Annotated in this window: 15 protein-coding genes, 2 tRNA genes and 2 pseudogenes; 7 read left to right on the top strand and 12 right to left on the bottom strand. The window is 67.7% G+C overall.

Translation table 11 applies throughout. From position 1 onward, the window contains the following. Positions 1–180 precede the first annotated feature (180 nt). Both sppA and Q0V34_RS06110 read right to left on the bottom strand, forming a co-directional pair. Positions 181–1968, bottom strand: a complete 1788-nt coding sequence (gene sppA / locus Q0V34_RS06105) for a signal peptide peptidase SppA (protein ID WP_297509305.1) — start codon at positions 1966–1968, stop codon at positions 181–183. 174 nt (positions 1969–2142) lie between these two features. Next, positions 2143–2219, bottom strand: a tRNA-Pro gene (locus Q0V34_RS06110). A gap of 164 nt (positions 2220–2383) precedes the next feature. On the opposite strand from Q0V34_RS06110, the gene Q0V34_RS06115 reads away from it, so the two are divergent. Beyond that, positions 2384–2457 (top strand) — tRNA-Gln (locus Q0V34_RS06115). Positions 2458–2854: 397 nt separating this feature from the next. Continuing rightward, a complete protein-coding gene (locus Q0V34_RS06120) occupies positions 2855–3283 on the top strand; it encodes a MucR family transcriptional regulator (RefSeq protein ID WP_297509307.1) in 429 nt (142 codons plus the stop codon). Between the two features lie 269 nt (positions 3284–3552). On the opposite strand, the gene Q0V34_RS06125 is transcribed toward Q0V34_RS06120, so the two are convergent. The 3 genes from Q0V34_RS06125 to Q0V34_RS06135 all read right to left on the bottom strand — a co-directional run bounded on the left by Q0V34_RS06125 (position 3553) and on the right by Q0V34_RS06135 (position 8158). Beyond that, positions 3553–5307, bottom strand: coding sequence for an ATP-binding protein (locus Q0V34_RS06125; RefSeq protein WP_297509310.1), 1755 nt, complete (start codon positions 5305–5307; stop codon positions 3553–3555). A 110-nt stretch (positions 5308–5417) separates the two neighbouring features. Continuing rightward, positions 5418–5969 (bottom strand): GNAT family N-acetyltransferase, encoded by a 552-nt coding sequence (locus tag Q0V34_RS06130; protein ID WP_297509312.1) that lies wholly within the window; start codon positions 5967–5969, stop codon positions 5418–5420. Then, the gene (locus Q0V34_RS06135; protein WP_297509316.1) at positions 5966–8158 is read right to left on the bottom strand and encodes a S9 family peptidase; all 2193 of its coding nucleotides are present in this window, start codon (positions 8156–8158) and stop codon (positions 5966–5968) included. Before Q0V34_RS06135 ends, Q0V34_RS06130 begins: the two co-directional genes overlap by 4 nt. A 35-nt stretch (positions 8159–8193) precedes the next feature. Here Q0V34_RS06135 and Q0V34_RS06140 point away from each other — a divergent pair. Beyond that, positions 8194–9137: pseudogene (locus Q0V34_RS06140) on the top strand (serine protease). Between the two features lie 67 nt (positions 9138–9204). Next, positions 9205–9392 (top strand): annotated as a pseudogene (locus tag Q0V34_RS06145) (CsbD family protein); the annotation flags it as partial. Between the two features lie 57 nt (positions 9393–9449). On the opposite strand, the gene Q0V34_RS06150 reads toward Q0V34_RS06145, so the two are convergent. Continuing rightward, on the bottom strand, positions 9450–10175 hold the full coding sequence (locus tag Q0V34_RS06150) for an ABC transporter permease (protein WP_297509319.1): 726 nt from the start codon (positions 10173–10175) through the stop codon (positions 9450–9452). Next, the gene (locus Q0V34_RS06155) at positions 10175–11104 is read right to left on the bottom strand and encodes an ATP-binding cassette domain-containing protein (RefSeq protein ID WP_297509321.1); all 930 of its coding nucleotides are present in this window, start codon (positions 11102–11104) and stop codon (positions 10175–10177) included. Before Q0V34_RS06155 ends, Q0V34_RS06150 begins: the two co-directional genes overlap by 1 nt. 92 nt (positions 11105–11196) lie before the next feature. Here Q0V34_RS06155 and Q0V34_RS06160 point away from each other — a divergent pair, with 92 nt between their 5' ends. From Q0V34_RS06160 to Q0V34_RS06170, 3 genes are all read left to right on the top strand, one after another. Beyond that, on the top strand, positions 11197–11691 hold the full coding sequence (locus tag Q0V34_RS06160) for a DUF2975 domain-containing protein (protein ID WP_297509324.1): 495 nt from the start codon (positions 11197–11199) through the stop codon (positions 11689–11691). Further along, a complete protein-coding gene (locus tag Q0V34_RS06165; RefSeq protein ID WP_297509327.1) occupies positions 11691–11942 on the top strand; it encodes a helix-turn-helix transcriptional regulator in 252 nt (83 codons plus the stop codon). Before Q0V34_RS06160 ends, Q0V34_RS06165 begins: the two co-directional genes overlap by 1 nt. Before the next feature lie 62 nt (positions 11943–12004). After that, positions 12005–12451 carry a GFA family protein gene (locus Q0V34_RS06170; RefSeq protein ID WP_297509330.1) on the top strand — a complete coding sequence of 149 codons (447 nt, stop codon included), beginning with the start codon at positions 12005–12007 and terminating at the stop codon, positions 12449–12451. Here the strand turns inward: Q0V34_RS06170 and Q0V34_RS06175 are convergent. The 5 genes from Q0V34_RS06175 to Q0V34_RS06195 form a co-directional block, all read right to left on the bottom strand. After that, positions 12448–12921 carry an OsmC family protein gene (locus Q0V34_RS06175; RefSeq protein ID WP_297509333.1) on the bottom strand — a complete coding sequence of 158 codons (474 nt, stop codon included), beginning with the start codon at positions 12919–12921 and terminating at the stop codon, positions 12448–12450. The genes Q0V34_RS06170 and Q0V34_RS06175 overlap by 4 nt on opposite strands. Then, the gene (locus Q0V34_RS06180; RefSeq protein WP_297509336.1) at positions 12922–13239 is read right to left on the bottom strand and encodes a DUF1272 domain-containing protein; all 318 of its coding nucleotides are present in this window, start codon (positions 13237–13239) and stop codon (positions 12922–12924) included. Positions 13240–13360: 121 nt separating this feature from the next. After that, complete coding sequence (locus tag Q0V34_RS06185; RefSeq protein ID WP_297509339.1) at positions 13361–13810, bottom strand: MaoC family dehydratase; 450 nt, start codon at positions 13808–13810, stop codon at positions 13361–13363. A 64-nt stretch (positions 13811–13874) separates the two neighbouring features. After that, positions 13875–14888 carry a GSU2403 family nucleotidyltransferase fold protein gene (locus Q0V34_RS06190; RefSeq protein ID WP_297509342.1) on the bottom strand — a complete coding sequence of 338 codons (1014 nt, stop codon included), beginning with the start codon at positions 14886–14888 and terminating at the stop codon, positions 13875–13877. Between the two features lie 70 nt (positions 14889–14958). After that, positions 14959–16497 carry an acyl-CoA synthetase gene (locus Q0V34_RS06195; protein ID WP_297509350.1) on the bottom strand — a complete coding sequence of 513 codons (1539 nt, stop codon included), beginning with the start codon at positions 16495–16497 and terminating at the stop codon, positions 14959–14961. Between the last annotated feature and the right edge of the window lie 10 nt (positions 16498–16507).

Here is a 16507-nt window from a genome sequence, read left to right on the forward strand (position 1 = left end):
GGCCCCGCGGGTGCGAAATGCACATCCCGAGCCTGTCGAAGCATGTCCTCGGGCCTGCGCCGCCGGACCCCGGGAGGACGACGACTTCCGTCCGGGCCAGCCTCATTACTTAACGTGAACACAGCCAACAAAGAGGCCGCTCGGACGTCCCCGACCCTTTGTTGGAGAGGCGCGGGCGGGTTACCGAACCGGCGTATCGGCCAGCACCGCCGCGCCGCCCGGGGCCGCGCGGAGGCGGGCCTTGGCCATTTCGTCGAGGATGGCCTGGGATCGCGGGTCCCCCAGCACCCACGCGGCCGCCGCCAAGGTCTTGGCCGAGGTCTCGCTGACGCCCAGGAACCGCTCGAAGGCCTCGAACGGCGACTTGGCCCCATCCACGCGCTTGAGGCGCACGTCGCCGTTCAGCTTGGCCAGGGCCTTGGCCTGGTCGACGGCGTCGTAGAAGCCGCCGAGTTGGTCGACGAGGCCCAGCTGCTTAGCCTGCTCGCCGGTCCAGACCCGGCCCTTGGCGATCTCGCGCACGCGGGCGGGGGGCAGGTGACGGCCCTCGGCCACGCGGCTGACGAAGCCGGCATAGATGCGGTCCATCCAGCCGGCGAACTTGGCGCGCTGGTCGGGCGTGAAGCCGTCGGCCGAGCCGAACGCCTCCGAATAGGCGCCGCCGACGTGCAGGTCCTTGGTATCGACGCCGAAGCGGGCCAGGGCGTCGCCCAGGGCGAACTTGCCGCCATAGACGCCGATCGAGCCGGTCAGGGTGGACGGCTGGGCCACGATCGAATTGGCCTGGCTGGAGATCCAGTAGCCGCCCGAGGCCGCGTAGGTCCCCATGCTCACCACCACGGGCTTGCCGGCCGCCTTGGCGCTCTTCATGGCCGCCAGGATCTGTTCGGAGGCCGTGTCCGAGCCGCCCGGCGAGGAGACGCGGAAGACGATCGCCTTGACGTCCTTGTCGTCGACGGCGGTCTTGAAGGCCTGGGCCACGTCGTCGGAATAGACATTGCTGTCGCCGCTGAACGGCGAGCCGCCGCCGCCGGTCCCGGTGACGATCGCGCCCTCGGCGCCGATGACGGCGATGGCCGGGCCGGTCTTGACCGGCGTCGGCTTGGAGCGCGAGGCGTAGTCATCGAAATCGACCAGCTTGGCGCCCTTGCCGGCCTGATTGAGTGCGAAGGCCTGGATGTCGCTGACCTGGCCGACCTTGTCGATCAGGCCCTTTTCCTGGGCCTCCTGGGCGCTGTAGGGGCCCGCCTCGAGCGTCTTCACCAGCTGGGCCGGATCGCGCTTGCGGTCGACGGCGGCGCTGGTCAGGGCCGTGCGATAGACCGAACCCATCCAGGACAACGTCGATTCCCGGTGGGCCGGGGTGTAGTCGCTATAAAGGTACGGATTGACGGCGTTCTTGTACTCGTAGCGCTGCTCGTACTCGGCCTTGACGCCGTACTTGTCGAAGAAGCGCTTGAAGAACATCGACTCGGTCGAGACGCCGACCGCCTGGAAGCTGCTGTCGGGCTGCATCCACAGCTCGCTGGTCGCCGCGCCCAGCATGTAGGTCGAGGTGATCATGCCCGAGGGATAGAGCCCCTGGCTGTGGGCGTAGATCGGCTTCTTGCCGACCTCGCGGAAGTGCTTGAAGGCCAGGCGAAGTTCGTCGGCGGCGGCCGGGGCGACGCCGCCCTCGGGCAGGCGCACCAGGATGGCCTTGACCTTGTCGTCCTTCTCGGCCCGCCGCATCGTCTCGACGATCGACATCACGCTGCCGCCGCCGCCGCCGCCGAAGGCCGCGAACGGCGATTTGGGCGCCTGATCGGTCAGTCCGCCGCGCAGGTCCAGTTGCAGCACCGCCTGGGTCGGAACCGGCGCGGGGCGCGCGGCGCCCGCCGCCATCACCACGCGCAGGAAAGGCACTCCGACCACGCCCAACAGAAGGCCGACGAACACGCCGGCGACGGTCAGGAAGAACTGCTTCATCGGAGGTCCTGCTTGCGAAACCGGAGACAAGCTAACCGCTGTTCGGGTTGCGACCAAATGAAGAGCGCGCGACGCGGGGAGGTTCTTGCGTCCGGCGCGGACGTCTCCGCGCCGCCCTTGGCTAGATCTCTGATTTTTCGAAGAGTTTCCCGCCTCTGGTTGGCGGGGAGAGAATGGTCGGAGTGGCAGGATTTGAACCTGCGACCCCTGCGTCCCGAACGCAGTGCTCTACCAGACTGAGCCACACTCCGACTTGGAGGCCGGCCTTATAGGAGGGTGTTCCGGGGGGCGCAAGCGCCTTTTTCGACGTGGCGATGACGAGGCGAAAAAAGTTCTGAAAAGCGCGTTGCATCCGTCCGACTCGTGCGCTATCTCCACCGCCTCGCCGGGCCCTGACGGGTCTCGCCGTTCCTGCTGGGGAATGGTGTAATGGTAACACTGCGGTTTTTGGTACCGTCATTCTAGGTTCGAGTCCTAGTTCCCCAGCCACGCCTCTCCCCGAATAGTCGGCTAGTCTTGCGCCATCTCGCGTGGGCGCGGTGCTTTACGCCACGCCGCGCGATGGCGCCGAACCGCGCGTCCGAGGCTCTCCAACGTACCGCGCCTACGAAGCTTCGGTATTCGGCCGCCACGCCCAAGCTATCGCAAGTCGAGTTCGCGCCCGCGAGACAACCGCTCGCCCGGACCGGCGGAAGCCGACGAATCGGTCGCTGTTGAACGCGCTGTCGTCATCGCGATTTTTGCAAAATTCGCTTCGTTGAACCCGCTCATCGACAGTGAATTGTTACAACAATTCACGAATTCGCGTAAAAATTAACGCACAACTACTTGTGTTTCCGAGGCGACGGTGTAATTGCGGGATTAAAGGGGAAATGGAGTTGTGATCGTGGAAGACAAGGCTACCCTAATCGAGCTTACCGCTGAAATTGTCGCTAACTACGTGGCCAATAATTCGACGCCGGTTTCCGAACTACCGGCGCTGATCCGGGCCACGCACGACGCCCTGGCTGGTATTGGAGCCCCGCCGGCTCCGACCGTCGAGACCGTGACCAAGGCCACGCCTGCTCAAATCCGCAAGAGCATCACGCCCGAGGCTCTGATCAGCTTCGAGGACGGCAAGCCGTACAAGACGCTGAAGCGCCACCTGACGACGCACGGCATGACCGTGGCCGAATACAAGGCCAAGTGGGGTCTGCCGAACGACTATCCGACGACCGCGCCCGCCTACAGCGAAGCGCGTTCGCAGATGGCCAAGGCCCTGGGCCTCGGCCAGGGCGGCCGCAAGGGCAAGGCGCCGCGCGCCCGCAAGGCCTGATCGACCCGAACTTAACGACACCAACGGAAAAGGGGATGCTGGGGCGTCCCCTTTTTTGTTGCCTGTGTTCACGCTGAGTGTGGCCGCGGGTCCGGATGACGTCCTCGTTCCTCGACAAGCTCGGGATGAGGATTGTGCGCCAGCGGGGCCGACAGTCGTCCTCACCCTGAGCTTGTCGAAGGGCGAGGACGGCGCCCGAGAGCCCGTCGGCGCTCGACTCTAGGGCAGCCTTTTTGGCGCCTGGACGCGTGGAGCGCGGACGCCCCTTCTCAGGCCGCGTTCGCCGCCGGCGGGTCGTCGCCGTTCAGCGCCAGGGCCTGGGCCAGGGCCTCGACCAGGCGCGGGGCCTCGATGGGCTTGGGCAAGAGACCGTCCATGCCGGCCTCGGCATAGAGCAGGCGTTCGTGCGTCAGCACGCTGGCGGTGACCGCGATGATCGGGGTGCGCGGGCGACCGGCGCGGCGTTCGCCCTCGCGGATCGCCTGGCTGGCCTGCACCCCGTCCATCACCGGCATGTGGATGTCCATCAGGATGGCGTCCCAGCGGTCCTTCTCCCACATGGCCACGGCCTCGCGGCCGTCCGCCGCGAAATGGCCCTCGACGCCCAGGTGGCGCAGCAGGGTCAGGAGGACGGCGCGGTTGGTCTGGTTATCGTCGACGACCAGCATCCGGGGCGCGGTCTCGTCGGTTCGCGGATCGACGACGTCGAGGGCCGCCGAGGCCGCGGCCGGCGCGACCCGCTTCAGCGGCAAGGTCACCGTGAAGCAGGCGCCGCCTTCGGCCGGGGCCGAGAAGGCGATCGTTCCGCCCATCAGCTCCACGAGGGTCTTGCAGATCGCCAGCCCCAGGCCCGAGCCGCCGACGCGCCGGGTGCTGGAGCTGTCCAGCTGGGCGAACTTGGCGAACAGCCGCTCGCGCTGGGCCTCCGGAATCCCGACGCCGGTGTCGGTCACGCGCGCGACGAGGCCGTCGTCGTCGCCCGCGACGGTGACCCGCACGGATCCGGCCTCGGTGAACTTGACGGCGTTGGAGATCAGGTTGGACAGGACCTGCCGCAGCCGTTCGGCGTCGCCCAGCCGCCACCCGGCCGCGCCCGGCGAGAGCTCCAGATCGAAGGCCAGGTCCTTGTCGCGCGCCAGCCCGCCATAGAGCTGCCGCAGCGCTTCGAGCTGGGCGGTCAGGTCGAAGGGCGCGGGGACGACCTCCATCTTGCCCGCCTCGATCTTGGAGATGTCGAGAATGGCGTTGATGACGGTCAGCAGCGAGCGTCCCGAGGCGCTGATCGTCTCCAGCCGGCCGCGCTGGTCCGGCTCCAGCGGACCGGCGGCCATGATCTGGGCCATGCCGAGCACGCCGTTCAACGGCGTGCGGATTTCGTGGCTCATGGTGGCCAGGAACTCGGTCTTGGCGCGGTTGGCGGCTTCGGCGGCGACGGCCAGGGCCTGGGCCTCGGCCCGAAGGCGACGGTTCTCGGTCAGCTCGCGCTCGAGCTCGGCGTTGAGCGTCTCGCTGGCCAGGCGCGCCCGCACCTCGCGGCCTACCACGCCCCGCATCAGGCCCGACATGCCGACGGCGGCGAAGGTGCCCGCGAGACCGATGAAGAGACTCTGGTCGGCGATCTTCGGCTCGAGGCCACGGCTCATCCACACCATCCCGCCGATCGCGGCGGCGACGCTGGTCAGGGCCACGCGTCGGCTGGGCGCGGAGGTGGCGAAGACCAGGGCCATCAGGATGAAATAGACCAGCTTCTGCGGTTCGAAATGAAGGGTCTGGTAGGCGACGGTATTGGCCAGGAACAAGGCGTTCATGCCCAGGGCGATCGCTTCCAGCGGCAAGCCGATGAAGCGGCCGCGGCGCAGCATCGCCCAGGCCCCCAGGGCGTAGAGGCAAGAGGCGACGGCCAGGCCCTCGAGGATGACGAACGCCACGCCCTTTTCGTAGAGCGGGTGGGAGAGCGAGATCAGCGCGTAGTAAATCGAGGTCGCCAGCAGATAGCCACGCACGATCGGCCCGTAGGCTCGCATCAGAGCGATCTTCGCCCGCCGTGGGTCTTCAGGTTTCGTGGCGGTCAAGGCCAGTCCTCGCGCATCTCCCTTCGAGAATACTGCGAGGGACTGGTTAAGTTTCCTTCGAGCTATACCCCGCTTAAGCTCAATCCGGGGGCGTCGGGCGGGGTTTCACCTCCGCCGTTCAGAGGGCGCTGCATCCAGACGAGATCCACCCAACGCCCGAATTTATGGCCCATGGCCGGGAAAACACCGTGTTTTTCGAAGCCCAGCGCGGCATGGAGGCCGATCGAGGCGGCGTTGCCGCTGTCGCCGATGACTGCGCACATTTGTCGCAGGCCCAAGGCCTCGCAGGCGGTGATCAGCGCGGCCAGGAGCGCGCGCCCGACCCCCTTGCCGACCGCCTTGGGCGAGACATAGACGCTGTCCTCGACCGTGTAGCGATAGGCCGCGCGCAGCCGGAAGGGGCCGGCGTAGCAGTAGCCGACGACCTCGCCGTCCAGCTCGGCGACCAGATAGGGCAGGCCGCGGTCCAGGAAGCTCTGGCGGCGACGCGCCATCTCGGCCTCGTCGGGCGGAACCTCCTCGAAGGTGCCCAGGCCGTTCAGGACGTTCCAGGCGTAGATGGCGGTGATGGCGGGAAGGTCGGCGTCGCCGGAGGGGCGGATCAGGACGCTCACGCCGCTTCCCAACCCTTCTCGACCGCCCAGACGGCGAAGGCGTAGTCCAGCGCGATCTCCTTGAGGAAATCGAACCGCCCGGAAGCCCCGCCGTGGCCGGCGTCCATGTTGATCTTCAGCAACACCGGGTTGCCGCTGGTGGTGTGGTCGCGCAGCTTGGCGGCCCACTTCTCGGGCTCCCAGTAGGTGACGCGGGGGTCCGACAGGCCGCCGGTGGCCAGCACCGCCGGATAGGGCTTGGCCGTGACATTGTCATAGGGGTTGTAGCTGGCGATGTAGTCGTAGGCCGCCGGGTCCTCCAGCGGATTGCCCCATTCGGGCCATTCGGGCGGGGTCAGCGGCAGCGAGGTGTCGCTCATGGTGTTGACCACGTCGACGAACGGCACCGCGGCGATGATCCCGGCGAACAGATCCGGCCGCATGTTGGTGATGGCGCCCATCAGGAGGCCGCCGGCCGAGCCGCCATAGGCCACGGTGTTGTCGGGCTTGCCATAGCCGGCCGCGTGCAGGTGCTCGGCGCAGGTGATGAAGTCGGTGAAGGTGTTCTTCTTCTTGAACTTCTTGCCGTCCAGGAACCAGCCCCAACCCTTTTCCGAGCCGCCGCGCGGGCAGGCCGTGGCCCAGATCCATCCCCGGTCGACCAGGGAGAGGTTCCGGATCGAGAAGCTGGGCTCCATGGCGATGCCATAGCTGCCATAGCCGTAGAGGAGGAGCGGGGCCGAGCCGTCCAGCTTGGTCCCCTTCTTCATCAGGACGAAGATCGGAACCTCGGCGCCGTCGGCCGCCCTGGCGTTCAGGCGGCGGGTCTCGTACTTCGCCGGATCGTGGCCCGAGGGGATTTCCTGGGTCTTGCGCAGGGTTCGCGTGCGCGAGGCCAGGTCGTAGTCGAACCACTGCCGGGGCGTGGTCATCGAGTTGAAGACGAAGCGAAGATTGTCGGTGTCGTACTCGTAGCCGCCTTCCAGACTGAGCGCGTAGGCCGCCTCGTCGAAGGCGATCGCGTGCTCGGCGCCGTCGAGCGCGGTGACGGTCACGCGGTTCAGCGCGTCGACCTTTTCCAGCCGCACGAACCAGCGCTTGAAGGCCATGGTCCCCGAGATCAGGCGGCCCGGCTGGTGGGCGATCCAGTCCTTCCAGTGGGCCTTGCCGGTCGCGTCTTCCGGGCAGGCGGCCAGCTTCCAGTCGACCGCGCCGTCGGCGTTGGTGCGGACCACCCAGTGGTCGTTCCAGTGCTCGACCTCGTAGCGCAGGCCGACCTCGCGCGGGTGGAAGACGACCGGCGCGGCGGCCGGCGTGGCGGCGGGGATGATCAGCGCCTCGCTGGTCTCCTGGTTGCCGCACGAGATGACCACGTATTTCTCGGACGCGGTGACGCCAACGCCGATGAAGAAGCCCTCGTCGGGCTCGTCATAGATCAAGACGTCGTCCTTGGCGGTCCCGCGCGCCGGGCGGCGATAGATCTTGGCCGGGCGTCCGTTGTCGTCCCGGAAGGTCCAGAAGAGCCAGTGGCTGTCGGGCGAGAAGCAGAAGTCGCCGGTGCTGCTCTCGACGGGGCTGTCCAGCACGGCGCCGGTGGCCAGATCCTTGACGTGGATGCGGTAGACTTCCGACCCTTGCGCGTCCACGGCCCAGGCATAGAGCGCGTGGTCCGGCGAGTGGCTGGCGGCGCCGACCTGGTAGAAGGCCTTGCCCTTCGCCTCTGCCTCCTCGTCGAGCAGGACCTGTTCGAGGCCGCCGCCCACGGGCTTGCGCGCGTGGATCGGATGCTGCGCGCCCTTTTCGAAGCGGGTGTAGTATTCCCAGGGCCCGTCCTTGGCGGGGACGCTGGCGTCGTCCTCCTTGATGCGGCCCTTCATCTCCTCGAACATCGCCGCCTGCAGCGCCTCGGTCGAGGCGAGCATCGCGGTCGTATAGGCGTTCTCGGCGGTCAGGTGCGCCTTGACGTCCGCCTTGATCAGGCTGGGATCGCGCAGGACCTTCTGCCAGTTGTCGTCCTTCATCCAGGCATAGTCGTCGGTACGCCGGCGGCCCAACTGCTCGATCGTCTTGGGGATCTTCCGGGCGACCGGCGGGACGGGGCGGGCGACTTTGTCTGCGGACATGGGCGTTCCGGAAGCTGTTCCTGGGAGCATCGTGGGGGCTGACGTAAGCGCGGCGGCGGCGCTCGTCACCATCTGTCGCCGGTTCATGGCCAGAATCTTCCCCAACCTGCTGTAACGCGCGCGTGCGGCAGAACGACAACTTGCGGCGCGAGAATCCTGTGGTCAAATTCCTTCCGCGGTCGGGCGAGTTGAGTATCAAGCGTAGCAAGGGGGCGACATGGCCTGGGATCTGTCCGTCGACCTGATCAAGGCGACGGTTCAGCTGGAGCAGCCGTTGGGCGACGGCTCTCGCACGGTCGGCACGGGCTTCCTGGTGTCCGATCCCACCCCGGACGGCAAGCCGCGCACCATCCTGATCACCGCCGCCCACGTCTTCGAAAAGATGCCCTCGGCGTCGGCCAAGATCGGCTATCGCGTGCAGGGCGGCGACGGCGTTTGGCGCTTCGATCCCGAGACGCTGAAGATCCGCGACGGCGACCATCCGCTGTGGACCAAGCACCCGACCCGCGACGTCGCGGCCCTGGCGGTCGAGGCCCCGCCCGAGTTCGTCAAGGCGGCGATCCCGCTGAACTACCTGGCCCAGGACGACACCTTCAACAAATACAACCTCGGCCCGGGCGACGAGATGATGGCGCTGGGGTTTCCGCGCGGACTGTCGGCCAATCCGGCCGGCTTTCCGATCCTGCGCTCGGGCCGGGTGGCCAGCTATCCGCTGGCGCCGGCCAGCAACTTCCCGACCTTCCTGATGGACTTCTCGGTGTTCCCCGGCAATTCGGGCGGGCCGGTGTTCATGGCCGAAGGCGCGCGCCGCCGGCCGGGCGCGAGCGAGAGCCAGGAGGTCCAGTTCGTGGCCGGCCTCTTAACCCAGCAGGTCGAGCTGTCGGGCGAGCGCCTGGAGATCGGCATCGTCACCCACGCCAAGTTCATCCGCGAGACCCTGGCCCTGCTGGACAGGCTCCCGGGCGCCGCGACGACCCAGGCGCGCGCCAGCCGCTCGGAGCCCGCCATGCCTGGCGCCACCCCCGCCTCGGCGGTCTCGGCCACGGCGATGGGCGCGTCTCACTGACGGAACCGCTGCCGGGCCGCGCCCGTTTTCTCCCGCGACGCAACTCAAGCATCGCAGGAGCAAGATCATGAGCACCAATCGAGTCGAAGGCGCGATCGACAAGGGCGTGGGCGCCGTCAAGGAAGGCATCGGCAAGATGACCGACAACGAGCGCCTCGAAGCCGAGGGCGCGGCCCAGAAGGCCAAGGGCGACGTCCAGAACAAGGTCGGCCAGGCCCAGGACAAGATCGGCGACGCCATCAAGCGCTAAGCGCTGTCCAGAACCGAATTCGAGCGGCCGCCGGAGCGATCCGGCGGCCGTTTTCCTTTTGGCTAAAGCACTTCGCGTCGCGCCAGGTGCAGTACGGCCAGGACGAGGGCGACCAGGCCCAGGCCGCATCCCAGGCTCAGCGCCGTGCTCACCCGCGCGGGATCGCCGGCCAGCATGTTCACGGGCATTTGCCAGGGGAAGAACACGCCCTCCTTGGCGTTGGTCGCGACCACGGAGAAGAACGTGCCGCCGATGCCCAGCGCCAGGGCCGGGACGAAGCTGGAAAAGCGCAGGGCGGTCCAAAGCTGGATGGCGATCAGCAGCACGGCCGCCGCCACGACCTTGCCGTTCAGCGCCAGCAGATGCGCCAGGTCGGGCGCGCCCTTGGGGGCGACCAGCGGCTTCAGCGCGCCGGCGGCCGAGATCGCGGCGCAGCTCACCAGCAGGTTCAGCCCCGTCATGACCAGCACCAGCGCGATCACACAGAGCGCCTTGGCCGCGTAGATCCGCCAGCGGGGCACGGGCAGGGCGCGCAGATGATCCCAGGCGCGCGGGCCGTGCTCCATGTGCGCCACCAGGGCGGTCAGCGCGGTGACGCTCATCGGCAGCATGAAATAGGCCCAGATCTGGGTCGAGGCCTGCAGCCAGGAGGACCAGACGGCGGGCTTCGTGCCGCGCAGCAGGACGAAGAACAGGAAGGCCCCCATCAGCGACGGGGCGGCCAGGGCCAGGACGGCGGCCAGGGAGCGATTGAGCTTTCGCAACTCGACGGACAGCATGGCGAGCATCAGGCGGCCTCGGCTTTGGGGTAGGCGGGCGCGGCGACCCGACGATAGATGTCTTCCAGCGACTGTTCGCGCGCACCCAGCGCGAAGACCGCCAGTCCGGCCTGGACGAGGATCTGGTTCAGGGCCGCCGCCGCTTGGTCGGCGTCCTCGCCCGGACGCAGGGCGACGGCGAGGCCCGTGTCGGCCGGCGAGACCGAGCGTCCGCCCAGCAGCGTCCGCGCCCGCGCGTCGTCGTCGGTGCGCAGCAGGATCTCGGGCGCGAGATCGGCCTTCAGGCGGGACAGCGGCCCTTCCAGCACGAGGCGCCCGTCATGGATCACGCCCACATGGGTGGCGATCTGCTCGATCTCGCCCAGCAGGTGGCTGGACAGCAGCACGGTCGCGCCGGTGCGCTCGGGCAGGCTCCTCAGAAAGCCGCGCATGTCGGCGATGCCGTCGGGGTCGAGGCCGTTGGTCGGCTCGTCCAGGATCAGCACCGGCGGCGCGCCCAAGAGGGCGCGGGCCAGGGCCAGACGTTGGCGCATGCCCAACGAATAGCCGGCGACCTTGCGGCCGGCGTCGGCGCGCATCTCGACGATCTCCAGCACGCGGTCGATCTCGCGCGCCGGCGCGCCCAGCAGGGTCGCGGTCAGGGCCAGGTTCTCGGCCCCCGTCAGGTTGCCGTAGAAGCCATGCGCCTCCAGCAGGGCGCCTACCTTGCGCGCGGCGGCCATCCGATCGCGGGCGATGTCGACGCCGTGGATCCTGGCCGCGCCGCCGGAGGGACGGATCAGGCCCAGCAGCATCTTCAGCGTCGTGGTCTTGCCCGCGCCGTTGCGGCCCAGGAAGCCGTAAACCGCGCGCTCGGGCACGGTCATGCTCACATCGTCGACCGCCAGCCGCGCGCCAAAGCGTCGGCGAAGGTGCTCGGTTTCAATCGCTGCGGCCATGGGCCGGGGCTCGATCTGTTTAAGTTAGATATAAAGTTGCGAAGCGGCCGTCTTTAAGTCAAGATTAAAGATAGGACAGGATGGAGTGGCTGGTGCGACAGACCGAGATCGATCGTTTTCGCCGCCGATGCGGACAGTTCCGCGGGCTGGCGATCTTCATGGTGGTGAGCGTCGGGGCCTTGATGGCGCTGATCTATCTGGTGTTCCCGGCTCTGTTCGCGCTGACGGGACGCGGCCCGCGCGAGGACATCCTGCCGCGCGCGATCTGGGCCTCGCCGGCGATCTGCTACCTGTTCGGGGTGTGGTCCATCGGCCAGGCCATGGGCGAGATCGGCAAGGGCCGCCTGATCCAGCCGGCGCTGTCGGCGGCGCTGCGGCGCGTCGGCCTGGCGCTGGTGGCCGGCGGGGTCGCCAGCGTATTCCTGGTCTCGAACCTGTTGCGCCTGGTCGGGAGCGCCAAGGGCGGCTATCTGCACTTCGACGTGCCGGGCATGGCCCTGGGCATGATCGGCGGCGCGCTGTTCCTGCTGGGTCGGGTCGTAGACCAGGCCAACGCGGCCCAGGCCGAACTCGACGAGATGATCTGATGCCGGTGCGCGTGACCCTGGACGCCCTGATCGTGAAGAAGGGCCTCAAGGCGCGTGACCTGGCCCAGCAGGTGGGCCTCAGCGAGACCCAGTTGTCGCTGTTCCGCTCGGGCAAGGTGCGGGGAATCCGCTTCCGCACCCTCTCCCGGCTGTGCGCCGCCCTGGGATGCCGGCCCGGCGATCTTCTGGACTACGATCTCGACCCCGCCGACCTTGAGCCGGTCGAGGTCGAGGCGACCGGAGAGGACTAGGCGTTGGAGCGCTTTCCGCCCGCCCACGCCGGGACCGTAGCCATGGGCAAGGAGAAGACGTCATGCGTGAACTGGCCGGAATGACGCCGCCGATCACCGGGCGATGTCTCTGCGGCGCGGTGCGCTATGTCTGTTCCGCGCCGCCGTTCTGGTCGGTCAACTGCCACTGCCGCGCCTGCCAGAGGCTGAGCGGCGCGCCGTTCGTCTCGGCGTTCTGCGTGTCGGTCGAAGCCTTCGCCTTCGAAGGGGAGACTCGCCCCTTCCGCCGTCCGTCCGACGCCGGTCACGAAGTGACGACCTGGCTGTGCGCGGCCTGCGGGGCTCGGATGTTCGCTGAGTCGGCCGGCGCGACCGGCCACATGAACATCTTCGCCAGCACCTTGGCCGAGCCGTCGGCCTTCAAGGCGCTGTCGAACGTCTATCTCGCCGAGGCCGCCTCCTGGATCGCGCCGCCGCCGGCGCGGTTCAACTTTCCCAGGATGCCGGGGCCCCCGGACGAGGCGGGCTAGCCGACTTCCTCGTAGGTCGCCGCGTAGTCGACCGGGAAGTTCACCGAGCGGGCGATGAAACAGACCTTGTGGATCTCGTGGTGGATGGCGTCGGCCTTGGCCAAGTCCGCGCCCCGCTCGACCAGGATATGCGGCCGCAAGGTCGCGCGCAGGAAGCGGCCGGCGCCGTCGGGCGTGCTCTCGCCGACGCCCAGCGGCTGGTCGCGATAGCCGCGCACCACGATCCCGGCGCTCGAGGCCAGATGCAGGTACCACAGCATGTGACAGGCGCTCAGCGAGGACAGCAGCAGGTCCTCGGGATTGTGCAGGGAAGGATCGCCGCCCAGCAGCGGATCGTTGGAGCAGGGGATCGGCGGCTTGCCCGGCGTGGCGATGGTCCAGGTGCGGTCATAGCCGCGATAGCTCCGCGTGCCCTGGCCTCGGTCGCCGGTCCATTCGATCAGGCTCGTATAGTCGTGCTGCTTGGCCATCTAGCGCTCCTCGGGCGGAACGTCCTTCAGCCGCGCGGTCATGGCGGCGATCTCGTCCCGACTCCAGCGGCTGTGTTTACGGACATCGCTGGCCGGATCGAAGCCCAGGCCGAGTGAAATATGCGGACGCCGATAGGCCTCGCGCGGCCGGATCGGCCGGGGCGCCAGGCCGCCGCCGCAGGTCGGGCAGACGTTCTTGAGCACCTCGTCGGCGCAGGCGGCGCAGTAGGTGCACTCGTAGCTGCAAATGCGGGCGTCCAGGGCGTTCGGCGGCAGGTCGCGGTCGCACAGTTCGCAGTTGGGGCGCAGCTGGAGCATGCCGGTAGATAACCGCCAGCTTGGCCTGCTGAAATGACGGTGATCCCTCGGTTTCAGCCACCCGTCTTGTCATCCCGGCCGTGGCGAAGCGAAGGGCCGGGATGACACGAGGAAGGCGGCCCTAAGCCCCGTAGATGATCGAGATGGTCTCGGCGACGCAGGCGGGACGCTCCTCGCCCTCGATCTCGATGGTGCATTCGTTCTTCATCTGCAGGCCGCCCGCCTTGGGCTCGACGGCGAGCAGCTTCTGGCGCATGCGCACCTTCTTGCCGACGCGGACCATGCCGGTGAAGCGGACCTTGTCGCAGCCATAGTTGATGCCGCGGGTGACGCCCGTGACGCGCAGGATGCCCGCACCCAGCATCGGGATCAGCGACAGCGTCAGATAGCCGTGGGCGATCGGGCCGCCGATCTCGCGGGTGGCGCGCTCGACGTCGACGTGGATCCACTGGTGGTCGCCGGTGGCCTCGGCGAACATGTTGACGCGCTCCTGGGTGATCTCGACCCAGTCGGACACGCCGAGCTCCTGACCCACCAGGCCGGCGATGTCGGCGTAGGCGACTTCCTTCATGCGAATTCTCCCTCGAACAGTTGTTTGGATTGGTGGCATGGGCAGCCCCGGAGGGCAAGCCGGGTCACGGCTCCAGGGCGGCCCGCGCGGCCTCCGGCAGCAGGGAGACGGCCTGGTCCAACAGCTCGCGCCAAGTCTCGCCCCGGTCGCGCGCCTCGGAATAGGCCTCGCGGAGGGCGAAGGGATCGTCTTGGGCGAGCGCGTGGATCAGGATTTCGGCCTGTTCGAGATCCTTTCGCCGCTTAGGATTGGCCTGGCTTCGCTTACGCGAGATGATCAGCTTGTGGACCGCGTAGCGCGAGGGAGCCGGCACGCGCACGAGCACGCCGTCGCCATGTAGGACCGCCGCCTCGACACTGTCGCGGAGCAGGAAGTCGAGAAAGCGAAGCGGCGTCGCGTCCGTGTTGAGAGCGTCTAGCCGCGAGGTCGCCTCGTCTCCCGCGTGGCGGCTGGTGGTCAGCACGTCGACCGCGTAGCCGTCGGGCGTCCGGTAGTTCGCGCTTTTGGCGGGATCAAGCTTGGGCACGGCGATGAACGTAGGATCGGCGGCTCTAAGAACGTCGAGAAAGGGGCGGTCCAGGCCATCGTCCAGCGCGACTGAAACGCCGTAGTCTTGAGCGATATCCAGATCGCCGGTGCGAACGGCCGTCGACGGCAAAGTGAAGCCTAGGAGCGCCCCATAGGTTTGGAACGCCACCGTCCCGACGACCGCGGCGCGGAGACGAAAGGCGCCGGCTTGGGCGAGAACCTGGAGTACCCTTCCGGTACGGTTATCGGGGGCATGCAGCCCTGCGGCGCGCAGGGCGCGCACCAGCAGTCTACGTCCGTCGGCGGCGTTCTTGACAGACTTGGCTTGCTCGATGGTCCGCAGCAATTCGGCGGTTTCGGGTCCTAGATACCTTTCGTGACGCTCGCCGTCGACTTGGGCCGATCGGACGTACCAATAGTAGCGGCCTTTGCGTTCTCGACGCAGGAAGCTGGTGTCGTTTCCGAACGCCGCGACCTGAGCGGCGCGGAGCTGATCCAGCAGTTCGGCGACGTTCGTATGGATCGCTAGGGGAAGGCGTTGGGGGAGCATCTAAATCACCGTTGCCACCAGATATCTATTCTGGTGGCAACGGCGAAAAAATCAATGGCGGTGATGTAGCCTAAACGATCCGGCTCTCGCCCTTGCCCCAATAGGCGTCGCGGATCAGGCGCTTGTAGAGCTTGCCGGTCGGGTGCCTCGGCAGCTCGGCCATGAAGTCGATGCGGCGCGGCGACTTGACGTGGCTGAGATTGGCGCGGGCGAAGGTCATCAGCTCCTCGGCCAGGGCGACCTGGTCGTCGGAAAGATCCATCGGCTGGATCACCGCCACGACCTTCTCGCCCATCTCCTCGCACGGCGCCCCCACGACGGCCGCGTCGGCGACCTTGGGGTGGGTGATCAACAGGTTCTCGATCTCCTGCGGATAGATGTTCACCCCGCCCGAGATGATCATGAAGCTCTTGCGGTCGGTGAGGTACAGGTAGCCCTCCTCATCGACCCAGCCGACGTCGCCCAGGGTGGTCCAGCCGTGCTTGTTGTAGCTCTCGGCGGTCTTCTCCGGGGCGTTGTGGTAGTTCACCGCCGGGCCGTTGGCGAAATAGACCGTGCCTTCGGTGCGGGGCGGAACGGGATCGCCGTTCTCGTCGCAGATGCGCAGCTCGCCCAGCACGGCCTGGCCGACGCTGCCCTTGCGGATCAGCCAATTGTCGGCATTGATCCAGCAGAAGCCGTTGCCCTCCGTGCCGGCGTAGTATTCGAAGATCACCGGCCCCCACCAGGCGATCATCTGCTCCTTGACCGGGATGGGGCAGGGGGCGGCGGCGTGGACCGCCGACTTCATGCTGGAGACGTCGTAGCGGGCGCGGACCGCCTCGGGCAGTTTCAGCATGCGCACGAAGTGGGTCGGGACGAACTGGCCGCAATTGACCTTGTATTTCTCGATCAGAGCCAGCGCCGCCTCGGGATCGAACTTCTCCATCACGATCACGGTCCCGCCCAGCTTGTGGACGGTCATGCACCAGCGCAGCGGCGCGGCGTGATAGAGCGGAGCGGGCGACAGATAGACGCTGTCCCCGGAGAAGCCGAACAGGCCCTGGGCCATCATCTGCAGGGCGTGCGGCGCGTCGATCGGACCGCCCGACAGCGTCGGCTTGACGCCCTTGGGCCGGCCCGTGGTGCCCGACGAATAGAGCATGTCCGAGCCGGCGCTCTCGTCGGCGATCGGCGTGGTCGGCTGGCCGGCGCGCGCCTCCTCGAAGCCGGCATAGGGGCCGTGCGGGCCGCCGACGGCGAACAGGGCCAAGCCGGTCGCCAGCCCGGCGATCTCGTCGATCAGCGGACCCATGGCGGTCGAGGTGATGAACACCTTGGCTCCGCAGTCCTTCAGGATGTACTCGGCCTCGGCGGCGGTCAGCTTGGTCGAGACGCAGACGTAATAGAGCCCCGCCCGCTGCGCCGCCCAGGCGATTTCGAAGAAGCGGGCGTTGTTCTCCATCATGATGGCGACCACGTCGCCGGCCGTAAGGCCCAGGGAGCGGAACAGGTGCGCGCCCTGGTTCGAGCGCGCGTCGAGCTGGGCGTAGGTGACGACCTCCCCGGAGCCGGCCATCACATAGGCGGGCTTGTCGGCCTGGGTCCGGGCGTGGTGACAGGGGTGCATGTCTGGACCT

The sequence above is a fragment of the uncultured Caulobacter sp. genome (genome assembly GCF_947036865.1).
Taxonomy (GTDB): domain Bacteria; phylum Pseudomonadota; class Alphaproteobacteria; order Caulobacterales; family Caulobacteraceae; genus Caulobacter.

What these genes read in the sequence shown, in the direction of transcription:
- Q0V34_RS06190 (WP_297509342.1), bottom strand. Translation starts at nt 14,888, where the DNA reads ATGCTCCCCCAACGCCTTCCCCTAGCGATCCATACGAACGTCGCCGAA.
- Q0V34_RS06170 (WP_297509330.1), top strand. Translation starts at nt 12,005, where the DNA reads ATGCGTGAACTGGCCGGAATGACGCCGCCGATCACCGGGCGATGTCTC.
- Q0V34_RS06195 (WP_297509350.1), bottom strand. Translation starts at nt 16,497, where the DNA reads ATGCACCCCTGTCACCACGCCCGGACCCAGGCCGACAAGCCCGCCTAT.
- Q0V34_RS06155 (WP_297509321.1), bottom strand. Translation starts at nt 11,104, where the DNA reads ATGGCCGCAGCGATTGAAACCGAGCACCTTCGCCGACGCTTTGGCGCG.
- sppA (WP_297509305.1), bottom strand. Translation starts at nt 1,968, where the DNA reads ATGAAGCAGTTCTTCCTGACCGTCGCCGGCGTGTTCGTCGGCCTTCTG.
- Q0V34_RS06165 (WP_297509327.1), top strand. Translation starts at nt 11,691, where the DNA reads ATGCCGGTGCGCGTGACCCTGGACGCCCTGATCGTGAAGAAGGGCCTC.
- Q0V34_RS06125 (WP_297509310.1), bottom strand. Translation starts at nt 5,307, where the DNA reads ATGCGAGCCTACGGGCCGATCGTGCGTGGCTATCTGCTGGCGACCTCG.
- Q0V34_RS06175 (WP_297509333.1), bottom strand. Translation starts at nt 12,921, where the DNA reads ATGGCCAAGCAGCACGACTATACGAGCCTGATCGAATGGACCGGCGAC.
- Q0V34_RS06185 (WP_297509339.1), bottom strand. Translation starts at nt 13,810, where the DNA reads ATGAAGGAAGTCGCCTACGCCGACATCGCCGGCCTGGTGGGTCAGGAG.
- Q0V34_RS06180 (WP_297509336.1), bottom strand. Translation starts at nt 13,239, where the DNA reads ATGCTCCAGCTGCGCCCCAACTGCGAACTGTGCGACCGCGACCTGCCG.
- Q0V34_RS06150 (WP_297509319.1), bottom strand. Translation starts at nt 10,175, where the DNA reads ATGCTCGCCATGCTGTCCGTCGAGTTGCGAAAGCTCAATCGCTCCCTG.
- Q0V34_RS06135 (WP_297509316.1), bottom strand. Translation starts at nt 8,158, where the DNA reads ATGAACCGGCGACAGATGGTGACGAGCGCCGCCGCCGCGCTTACGTCA.